The sequence below is a fragment of the uncultured Traorella sp. genome, assembly GCF_944327115.1.
Classification (GTDB): domain Bacteria; phylum Bacillota_I; class Bacilli_A; order Erysipelotrichales; family Erysipelotrichaceae; genus Traorella.
On sequence record NZ_CALVGS010000064.1, the window covers coordinates 1 to 11,237 of the forward strand.

An 11,237-nucleotide genomic window follows, 5' to 3' on the forward strand; every position below is an offset into this window, starting at 1 on the left:
CCATGATCTCATTGATCGGAACATTCATATATTCTTCCAGATAATCTTTCATGATATGAGCCAATACGATCTTATATCTTAGGATATGTTTAAAGGATTGATCAAGCGAAGCTTTTTTCTGCATAAAGTTTTACCTCCTACTCTTTTATATGCAGTCAAGCTTCATTTTTCTCAATTTTCATTCAAATTTTTTTACTTTTTTATATGATTTACTTTATGATCCAGCAATTCTTTGATATAGACTACACTATACATAAACGATAAAACCTATGTTAAATATGAAAATGGAACCGAGTGGTTCCATTTTCGTGTGAGGTCTTAATCTAAATCTTCACCATTGCTGGCAATGACTTTTTTATACCAATAGAAAGAATCTTTTTTATAACGATTATAAGTTCCATTACCTTCATCGTCTTTATCTACATAAATAAAACCATATCGTTTAGACATTTGTCCTGTTGATGCACTGACTAAATCAATACATCCCCACATAGTATAAGCAATAACATTCGTTCCATCTTCAATAGCTTTTTTCATAGCTTTAATATGTTCTCTTAAATAATCAATTCGATAAGAATCATGAACCTTTCCATCAATCAATTCATCTTTTGCACCTAATCCATTTTCTACAACCATTAAAGGTATTTTATAACGATTATATACCATATCTAAATAATACCTCAATCCATCAGGATCAATCTGCCAGCCCCATTCACTCGATTTAAGATAAGGATTTTGTACTCCTGTCGTCATATTACCAGCAGCCTTTTTCATATTAGGATCGGTAGATGAACAACCTGATAAATAGTAAGAAAGTGAATAAAAGTCAACGATACCTTCTCTTAGGATTTTATCATCTCCTTCTTCTTGATGAATTTGCGCATGATAAGAGTCTAGGAATTGTTTTGTTAAAGGGTGATATTCACCTCTTACCATGACATCTCCACAATAGAAATTCTCGATTTGTTCTCTATACCATGCTGCATAGACATCTTTAGGATGACAGGTGTATGGATAACTGACAACTCCGGCAATCATACAGCCAAACTTGAAATTTGAATTTATCTTTTTACCTTCGATAATTGTTTTTGCGGAAGCAATAAACTGGTGATGTAAGGCTGTTAACCGTTGTGTCATGTCATTTGATGTATAATCTTGTTTCTTCATTACATCTAAGTTTTCATCCTTAGGCATCATACCTAAAGAAAGAGTATCACCAACACCTAATATCGCAATATTAATTTCATTGAAAGTAAGCCAATATCTCACCAAATCCTTATATTCATTCATAATAGTGATCGTATATTTCACAAAGCAATCAATTGTTCTTCGATCTGCCCAACCATTCCATTTCTTTGTCAAAGCATATGGAAACTCATAGTGAGACATAGTAACAAGAGGCTCTATACCATACTCCTTACAAAGTTCAAAGACCTTTCGATAATGGTCTAAGCCTGCCTGATTGGGCTTTTCATCATCACCATGAGGATATATTCTTGTCCAATTAATTGACATTCGATACATCTTAAACCCCATTTGCGCAAACAAACGAATATCTTCCTCATATCTATGATAATGATCGATGCCATCATGTGACGGATAGTTCACTCCTTCTTCAATTTCCTTTGTAAATCTACGAGGCTGATTGACACTGCCTGATGTAAGGTGATCGGCACATGATTCTCCTTTACCATCATCGTTCCATGCTCCTTCACACTGATTTGAAGCAGTCGCTCCACCCCAAAAGAAATCTTTAGGAAAAGCCATGATATCACCTACCTTACTTTAAATCCCATCTTTTTCAGATTCTTATCAATCACCTGCATATTTTCATTAAATGTCATATAAACATTGTGTTTATAAGGCTTTTTACCTTCATACCATGTACCTAACACTTGAGACTGTCCACCTAATTCAATTCTTGGATAAGCGGTTAAACCTTTATAGCCCCATTGTCCAATAAAATGAATCTCTTTGCCACCAAAATACCATACCGCATCTTTATAAATACACGTATTATCTTTCATATAGGGTAAGCGAACCCATTCTGCTTCCATTTTTACCTCTTCTGAGAAAATAGGTTCCTCTCCTTCAAGCCAATAAAAACCCGTTGCCTGACCATCTAAATTCATATAGATCATGGCAATTTCTTTTCTGCCATCTTCTCTGACACCTGTACAATTGGAATAAATATAGGCCGCATAATCATTCAGCTCACGTTGTTCCTTCTCTGGAACAAACATAAGTTCAAAATTACCAATACCTCTTACTGGTTTTCCTTCATATATACCTGAAAATAAAGAACATTGGGTTATTTGTGACAAAAACGTAGAATGATCTGCATGTTTATATATCGCATAAGGAAAATATTCGACATTCAAATCAAATGCATTGGCCTCTTTATAAGTAGCATGATCCTCATAAAAGCGATATTGCGAAAAAGGTTGATCTGATCCAATTCCATAAACATCCTTAGATACTTTTTTATAGCTATCAACAATGGTTTCTTTTTGGGCAAGATCTTCCATATGCAATGGTTTTTGAACACTTAGATAATCATCTCCCGGTTCAAAAATACCCCCAAACCGATAACTATCTGGATTTGCATGACGGGTAAACCAAATCGGTTTTTTATCTGTACCGTTTGGAAATAATACACCATACATATCTACAAGGGATAACTTTCCATGGCCATCTATCTCATTATCAAAAGCTTGCGATTTTCGATCTAAATCTTCTAAAACTAATTTCTTTAATTCAATCGCCATCTAACTCACCTCTAATCCATCACTTCAAAACCCATTTCTTTTATTCTATAATCATAGGCATCCCCACTATTTTCTGTAAAGGTATGTTCCAAAACATGATCATAGGGTTCGTCACCTTCATACCAATGACCAAGGCATTGTGATTGTCCATGTTTTTCAATCTTTGGATATGCGGTAAATCCCTTTGTTCCCCACTTTCCATTAAAATGAATTGTTTTTGATCCAATCTTCCATACAGATTTTGTAAATACAACGGTTCCATCATCCACATACGGTAAATGTTGAAACTTTGCATCTAAATGAACATCTTCCGTAATAATTGTCTCTTCGCCATCAATATAATAGACACCTATACCTTTACCGTTTTCATCCATAATCTGTGCATTGCAAAATTCTTTTCTGCCATCTTCTCTAACTCCAGAATATAAAGCACAGTTACAGCGATAAGTTTTCGTATATAATGCCTCTTCTTCATTTTCAATACCAACAGCTTTATTCAATAAATATGTACGATCGAAGCCACCCATACCTTTCACTGGTTTCCCCATATAAGTCCCTGACACGATTGTATTCACTTGAAAATATGGAGAAGGTATCTCTGTGCTTGAATGATTAATGACTGCTTTTGGCATTGGTATAGCTTTTATATCTAAAATACAGCCATCCTTTCCTTCTTTAAATTCGGCAACTACACCACCATTCCCATCATCTGTAAAGCGAATCAGTGAATAGGGTTCTTCTGTTTTAATTTCAAAAGTCTTTGGATGATCAGATACTTTTTGATAATGAATCGTAGCTGTATTTGCTTGTGCCAAATCATCACCATGTAATCCTTTTTGTGGATCTAAAGGTCCATCCCCTAATTCACTAATGCCACACCAGCGCTGACAATGTGGTTCTACATTACGAAACCAGTACACTGGGTTTTTAATCCCTTCAACATAAAATTGAGCATAATGAGCCATTTTTCCAACTTTGGCATAACCATCTTGGTCATTCGCAAAGCATTCTGGTGATAATTCTAAATCATCTATTGTTAATTTTCTGACTTCAAAATTGAATTTGCTCATGATTTCCTCCTATCAATTTTCATTATAGCTGACAAAGCATGCTGCAATTGTTCCAACAAAGAATGCTACTAGCATAAGTCCTACACCTGCAATCATGTTCATTGTTCCACCTTGTACCCAAGGAATCCAGAAAGTGAAAATAGTGGCTGATGTCATAACATAATATACTGGCGTGAAAATACCAATAATGAGTCCAACTCCTACACAAGCTACTAATAAAGCCTTCATCGTTTGACGATATTTGATAATGACGCCATACAAGCATGGCTCTGTAACACTACCTAAAATTCCAGAAATGAAATAACCGGCTACTGCTGTTTTATTTTCTGGCTTTTTCAATTTAATGAAAGCACCTAAAGCAACGCCAAATACTGCAAAATTATAAGCGAGCATAATTGGTAACAAGAACGTTTCAAAACCATTTTCAACAAACGTCAAAATCGCAAAGTTAACAAGTGCACCATGCATACCACCTAATACTAAATATGGCATTAATACGGCTAATAGCACTGCACCGATCGTACGCACCACGATATTTGACTGTGACATCGCAATAAAGAAATTACCAACGACATTACCAACATAAGTTCCTAATGGTGCACAAACTGCAAACATGATAGGTGCCATAATTAAAATAGCTATTAAAGGTACAAAGATTGTTTTTAACACATCTGGAATAACCTTATTCAAAAGCTTCAATAGATATGATACAATCCAAACACCAATAATGACGGGTAGAAAAGATGCGGAATAATCAGCAACTGGTACTGAAATACCAAAAACAGATAATGTTTCTCTTGTTCCAATCATTGACATAAAATCAGGAACGATAATCAAGGCCCCTAAATAAAGACCATATAAAGGATTTATATTTAAAGCATTAGCTGCTGAATATCCTAAAAACAGTGGAATAAAGTAGAAAAATGCATCATACATGAAATCCAAAACAATATATAAATCACTGGTTGCGGAAATTACATTCAGCACATCAGGTCCAAGTACAGCATTAATAGTTTTGCACATGCAGGCAGCCATCATCATTGGAATGATGCCTGTCATTGCCGGAGAAAGGTAAGCAAGTATTTTATTACCAATTCCCTTTAGACTAAAGTCTTTATTTTTAGGTAGATTTCTATCTAAATTCTCATTAATAGCCGCTTCAGCTTTTAAATGACCAATTCTACAAACCGTATCATAAATACTCTCAACTTCAGTACCTACTATAACTTGAAACTGTTCTCCCAGCCATTGGGTACCAATAACACCATTCACTTTATTCACTTCATCTGCTTTCACAATACTCTTGTCTTTAACAGTGAATCTTAAACGAGTCACACAGTGAGCAAATTGAACAACATTGTCACTGCCGCCTACTAGATCAAGAATTTGTCTTGACATTTCATCATAATTTTTCTTTGCCATAACTATCTCCTTTCTTAATATGACATCTATGCAAACAACGTATTTCGCGCGCAATACATTGGTTTTGCCCAAAATAAAAACCCAATACAAAAGCTAGACAATGTTAAAACATGTATAGCCTTGTGTCGGGTAATGCCCTATTGGTAACAATCTTCACGAGCACAAAGTCGATTGATATGTAACATCAAATAAATATATTCTTCATCATTTAATTCCCATTTCACTGTTTTCTTCAAATAATATCCGATTTTCTTTGCACATTGATATGTATCCGGATATGTTTTGACCAATGATTCATACAATTTCTGATTGGTACTTTTCACAAGCTCCTTTCTCTTACCTCTTTTCAAAAGATAATGCATATGAGTAACAAATCTTGAATAATTAAATCCGTTTTTATCTAACTTGACATTGAAATGCTCTTCAATAATATGGGCAATATCTTCAATCACTTCATCATCAAGCTTTTCTTTTCTATTTTTATCCATCGCTTCTGCATTTAAGATATGCAAAGCAATATAAGCTGCTTCTTCTTTCGGAAGTTCTATCTTCATCTCCTCTTTGATCAGCTTTAAAGCATATTCACCAATATCCATTTCCTTTTCAAAAAGATGCTGGATATCATAGACAAGCGGTAATTTTAAATCCATATTTTCTTTATATCTTCGGATTGCAAAATTGATATGGTCAGCTAAAGTAAATACAATATTAGAATTAGTTATATAACTCACTTTCATTTTCGCATAATCAATCACTCTTGCCGATAAATCCAAAACATCTTCCGGAATATCTTTGATCATACTAATATAAGCCGCATCTATTTCATAATAAGTGCGATGTATATTTTTCAGCTCTACCTCATAAGGCGGCGTATGATAACCGATTCCTTTTCCAAAAGCCACTACCTCATTATTGTCATTGTCTAAACATAAGGCAACGTTATTATTGATTTTCTTTATCACCTTCATGGCGGCTCCTTTTTATCGTTTTAATGTTTCCATCACAACACTGTCACAAGTGACAGCTTGTGCTTCACCATATTTCTTAATTTCATAATCACTCGTATTCGTAATGACCATTGGTAAAATCAAATCTATCTTTTGATCATCCATCAATTTACGATTGATACGTACAATCGGCTGATGAGCCTTCACCTTATCATGTGCTTGAACAAGTACTTCAAACCCTTGACCTTGAAGATTCACTGTTTCCAAACCTATATGAAGCAAAACTTCTGTACCATTTTCAGCACGGATTCCTAAAGCATGCTTAGTAGAAGCTATCATGATCACTTCACCACTGCAAGGTGCAAATATTTCATCACCATCAAAACGAAAAGCTACTCCTTCACCCATCATCTTGCTTGAAAACACTCGATCATTTACCTCACTCAAAGGTAGACACACACCTTTTACAGGTGCATATATCTTACTTTCTGTTATTTTTTTAAGGAATCCAAACATAATATCACCCTCCGGAATAAAATAAAAACTCTTCAAGACACACCAAAACAAAATATTGCTTTGATAGGTAATGCCTCAAAGAGTAACAATTCTATCTACATTCTTATCTTAATGGATTCGCTTACATTTGTCAAGAACTTTATAATAAACAAAATTAGCAAAATTTCATCTTTATTGGTATTTTTACATTTTTATGAGGTGGCTTACTATTGAATATTGCGTTTGTCCGTTCCATATATAAGAATAGCTAAACATTAAAGGATTAAAGCCTCTCCCTCCAAACGAAACCCCAGTGAGGCAACACTGGGGTTTCTATTTTATTTGAGATGTAAGTATTTTATTACATCAATGATTCATTATCCTGAATTCAGAGAAAATCTTAGATTACTTGTACTATTCATCTATTTTCCATTTTTATAAGAATCAGTCCAAATCTTCACCATTGCTGGCAATGACCTTTTTATACCAATAGAAGGAATCTTTTTTATATCGATTATATGTTCCATTACCTTCATCGTCAACATCAACATAAATAAATCCGTATCGTTTTGACATCTCTCCTGTTGATGCACTGACTAAATCAATACATCCCCATGGAGTATATCCCATTATATTTACTCCGTCTAATTCGATTGCATCTTTCATTGATTTAATATGATCACGTAAATACTCAATGTGATATGGATCATGGCACGTTTTATCATTTTCTAAAATATCATTAGCTCCCATTCCATTTTCTACAATAAATAATGGCTTTTGATATCTCTCCCAAAGCTCATTAAGAGCAATTCTTAATCCTGTTGGATCAATTTGCCATCCCCACTCCGAAGAGTTTAGGTACGGATTCTTTACAGAACCAGTAAGCATATTCCCTGTCGCATTATTATCAAGATTTGGATCGGATGAAACAACAGAACTCATATAATACGAAAAAGATATAAAATCAACTGTTCCTTTTTTTAATATTTGACTTTCTTCGTCTGTTAAAGAAAATCTGATTCCCTTTCTTTCATATTCTTTCAATTTATAGCTGGGGTAATATCCCCTTACTTGTACATCTGTATAAAAATGTTTACTCCTAATCTTTAATTTTGATTTTAATACATCATTAGGATTACATGTATATGGATAAACTGCACCATATGCGATCATATTTCCAACTTTATTCGCAGAACAAATTTCATGTAAAATACTAACTGCTTTTGCAGAAGCTATTAATTGATTTTTAGCTATATCTGCTTTGGTTTGCAAATCATTTTTTCCAACACCGGCAGAAAGCCATGGTGATGTTTCGCAAACATTAATTTCATTGAACGTTAACCAATATTTAACTTTATTTCTATATCTCTCACCAATTGTTCTTACATATCTTTCGAAACATTCTATTGTTTTTGAATTCGTCCAACTTCCCCATGTATTTTGCAATTCGATAGGTGTTTCATAATGTGATATAGTAACTAAAGGCTCAATATGATATTTTTGTAATTCGTCAAAAACATCATCATAAAACTTTAATCCTGCTTCATTAGGCTTATCTTCCATTCCTGTGGGATATATTCTTGACCAATTTATTGATAACCGAAATACTTTGAAACCCATTTCTGCGAATAAAGCAATATCACTCTTAAAGTGATGATAAAAATCAATTCCTCTATGACTTGGATAATCAAAACCTTCAAAACAACCAAATTGTACTTTATCATGAATATCCATGCCAAACATAGGTACTGCTTCAATTTTACCGCTTTCTCTTTTAAATGTTACCAACCTTGGTTTAGTACGTGAACCACGTGTTATACAATCTGCTGAATTAACTCCCTTGTTATCTTCATTGAATCCTCCTTCATATTGATTAGCTGCTACCGCTCCTCCCCATAAAAAATTATCTGGAAAACTCATCATTATTCCTCCTAATCAACAACATTAAAACCACGTTTTTTTAATTTATAATCATATGCTTCCATATTTTCATTCACATTATAAGAAAGTTTATGTTTATAAGGTTTTTTTCCAATATACCATGTACCAAATACTTGAGATTGTCCGTGTCTTTCTATTCTTGGGTGTGATGTAAAACCTTTTGTTCCCCATTTCCCTTCGACATGGAATTCAAGATCTGCAAATCTGTAAACTGCATCTTTATAAATACATGTTCCATCATCGACATAAGGAAGATGTTTCCAATTCGCTTCCATCTTTACATCATATGATACAATAGGTTGTTCTCCTTCTAACCAATAATAACCAATAGAAGAGCCTTTTTCATCAATAGATGCACAAGCGATTTCATATTTATTATCTTCTCTTAGTCCCATGCCAATAGAATATATATATCCTAAACTTTTCCCAAAGTCTTCTTTATTCTTTTTAGGTTTATATAATCGCTCATAAGAACCAAAGCCTATGATATTCTTTCCTTCATAAGTGCCTTTTAAAATACAAGGCTGTTTAATCATTGACAGTGGTGGGAAAATACAACCATGATCGATAATGCAAATTGGAAGAGGTGTTGCTACAATATTTAAAAAATCTGATTCTTTAAATGTTGCATGATCCATATAAAATCGGAATTCTGAAAAAGGGTTTTTTGTTCCAAGACCATATATAATTGGATCATCAGATAATTTAGAATATTCCGTTGTTAATTTACATTTATCAATGAATGCATCTTCATGATATCCTCTTTTTTGTGGTGAAAGAAAATCGTCACCTAATTCAATCATACCACCAAACCGATAGCTATCAGGATTAGCGTGTCTTATATAATAAATAGGTTTTTCATCAAGTTTTCCTTCATAATAAAGAATTCCAACCATATCAACTAAGCATAACTGAGCATAATCATCATCCTTGTTTTGAAATATTTTCGGATTAGTTTCAAACATATCAGAAGTATAATTTTTTATAAATTCAATATAATGTTTTTCCATAATTTTCTCCTATAATTCATCAATATTTTCAATTAGATCTTCTTTCGTAAAGCCGAAGAAATAAGTTAAAACTGCTGAGAGAACAAAAGCAATCACTCCGCCAATTAGACCGTTAATCAAATAGGAAACAGGTCCTCCCATGAATGTGACAAAAGATAATATTCCAGATGTTGGTGCAACCGTTACAACATGAGTACCAGTAATAACATAGTAAATAGCTGCTATTGCACCACTTATTCCAGCACACACAAATGGTCTTTTATAACGTATTCCTATTCCATAAATTGTAGGCTCCGAAACACCACCAATAAAATATGAAATCAAATATGAAATAGCTAAACTTCTATTTTCACCTTTTAATTTCAATGCTGCTCCTAATGCCATACCTTTCAAAGCCATTGATGATGCGTGCATACCCGGACCAATCAATCCTTCCGATCCATTAAGATTTAACACATTGATATATGAAAAATATAGTGGAACATGCATACCAAACAGAATAATGACTCCCGTAAATGCCCCAATAAATGCACATACTAATGCTGACGGAATAGGTCCCATTGCCGCAATAGCATTACATACATATGATAAACCATTACCTACCCATGAACCCAAAGGCCCAATAAAGCATAATTCAATAGGAAGAATAATTAACATTGTTAAGAAAGGAACAAACACCATTTGTAATGTTTCAGGTAATACTTTTTTGAAAAACCTCTCAATATATGACATTATCCAAACGATCAATAATGCTGGTATCGTCGTGCTCGCATAACTAGCAGCAGTCATTGGTATTCCATAAACGGTAAAGGGGGTTCCATCAGAAACCAATTGTATTAAAGTTGGATGTAAAAGTATAGCTCCAGCAAACATTCCTAACACAGGTGACACGTCAAATCGTTTTGCAGCTGTATATCCCATATAAATTGGAAGAAAATAGAATCCTGCATCTCCTACAAAAGTAAATAAAATATAAATATCACTATCGCTTGACATAATATTTAGCATATTAGGTCCGCAGACAATTGCGATCATCTTAATTAATGAAGCAGCGACAATAACTGGAACCAAAGGAATAAAGCTGCGAGTAAGGGCATCTAAGCAATTAGATACTATTGATTTTAGTGTAAATTTTTTCTTAACATCTAAATTTTCATCAATTGCTTTTTCTTCAGCAATTCCTGAAATTTCACATATTTTTTTATAAACTTTCTCAACATCTTGTCCAATAATAATTTGATATTGCTCGCCTAACCATTTTGATCCAATAACTCCCTGAACTTTCTCAATTTCATCTTTCTTTATTAATCCCTTATCTTTGACTGTAAATCTAAGTCTTGTCACACAATGCATAAAATGGCTGATATTTTCTTTTCCACCTACAAACTCAAGAATCTGCTTCGACATTTCTTCATAATCTTTCTTTGCCATAACTATCTCCTTTCTCTTATAGCTTCTATCTGCAAACAATGGCTGCGCACTTCCATTGGTTTTGCCTAAAATAAAAACCCCAAACCAAAACTAAATAATGAATGAACCATTCATTACTTAGCTTTATGTCAGGGGTAAAGCCCTACTGGTAAC

The 11,237-nt window shown here is 33.7% G+C and carries 9 protein-coding genes; all 9 read right to left on the minus strand.

The window, feature by feature from the left end; genetic code table 11:
- Positions 1-318: 318 nt before the first annotated feature.
- Positions 319-1,767: a glycoside hydrolase family 1 protein gene (locus Q0K35_RS06180; RefSeq protein WP_294561793.1), complete on the minus strand. Its 1,449-nt coding sequence runs from the start codon at positions 1,765-1,767 to the stop codon at positions 319-321.
- A gap of 8 nt (positions 1,768-1,775) precedes the next feature.
- Positions 1,776-2,768 (minus strand): hypothetical protein, encoded by a 993-nt coding sequence (locus Q0K35_RS06185; protein ID WP_294561794.1) that lies wholly within the window; start codon positions 2,766-2,768, stop codon positions 1,776-1,778.
- 11 nt (positions 2,769-2,779) lie between these two features.
- On the minus strand, positions 2,780-3,838 hold the full coding sequence (locus tag Q0K35_RS06190) for a hypothetical protein (protein ID WP_294561795.1): 1,059 nt from the start codon (positions 3,836-3,838) through the stop codon (positions 2,780-2,782).
- A gap of 12 nt (positions 3,839-3,850) precedes the next feature.
- Positions 3,851-5,260 (minus strand): PTS transporter subunit EIIC, encoded by a 1,410-nt coding sequence (locus tag Q0K35_RS06195; RefSeq protein ID WP_294561796.1) that lies wholly within the window; start codon positions 5,258-5,260, stop codon positions 3,851-3,853.
- Between the two features lie 137 nt (positions 5,261-5,397).
- The gene (locus Q0K35_RS06200) at positions 5,398-6,228 is read right to left on the minus strand and encodes a PRD domain-containing protein (RefSeq protein ID WP_294561797.1); all 831 of its coding nucleotides are present in this window, start codon (positions 6,226-6,228) and stop codon (positions 5,398-5,400) included.
- Between the two features lie 12 nt (positions 6,229-6,240).
- Positions 6,241-6,723: a PTS glucose transporter subunit IIA gene (locus tag Q0K35_RS06205; RefSeq protein ID WP_294561798.1), complete on the minus strand. Its 483-nt coding sequence runs from the start codon at positions 6,721-6,723 to the stop codon at positions 6,241-6,243.
- Positions 6,724-7,146: 423 nt separating this feature from the next.
- Positions 7,147-8,622: a family 1 glycosylhydrolase gene (locus Q0K35_RS06210; RefSeq protein ID WP_294561799.1), complete on the minus strand. Its 1,476-nt coding sequence runs from the start codon at positions 8,620-8,622 to the stop codon at positions 7,147-7,149.
- A gap of 11 nt (positions 8,623-8,633) precedes the next feature.
- Entirely contained in the window at positions 8,634-9,653 is a 1,020-nt protein-coding gene (locus Q0K35_RS06215) for a hypothetical protein (RefSeq protein ID WP_294561800.1), read from the minus strand.
- Between the two features lie 9 nt (positions 9,654-9,662).
- Positions 9,663-11,084 (minus strand): PTS transporter subunit EIIC, encoded by a 1,422-nt coding sequence (locus tag Q0K35_RS06220; protein WP_294561801.1) that lies wholly within the window; start codon positions 11,082-11,084, stop codon positions 9,663-9,665.
- Positions 11,085-11,237: the final 153 nt, after the last annotated feature.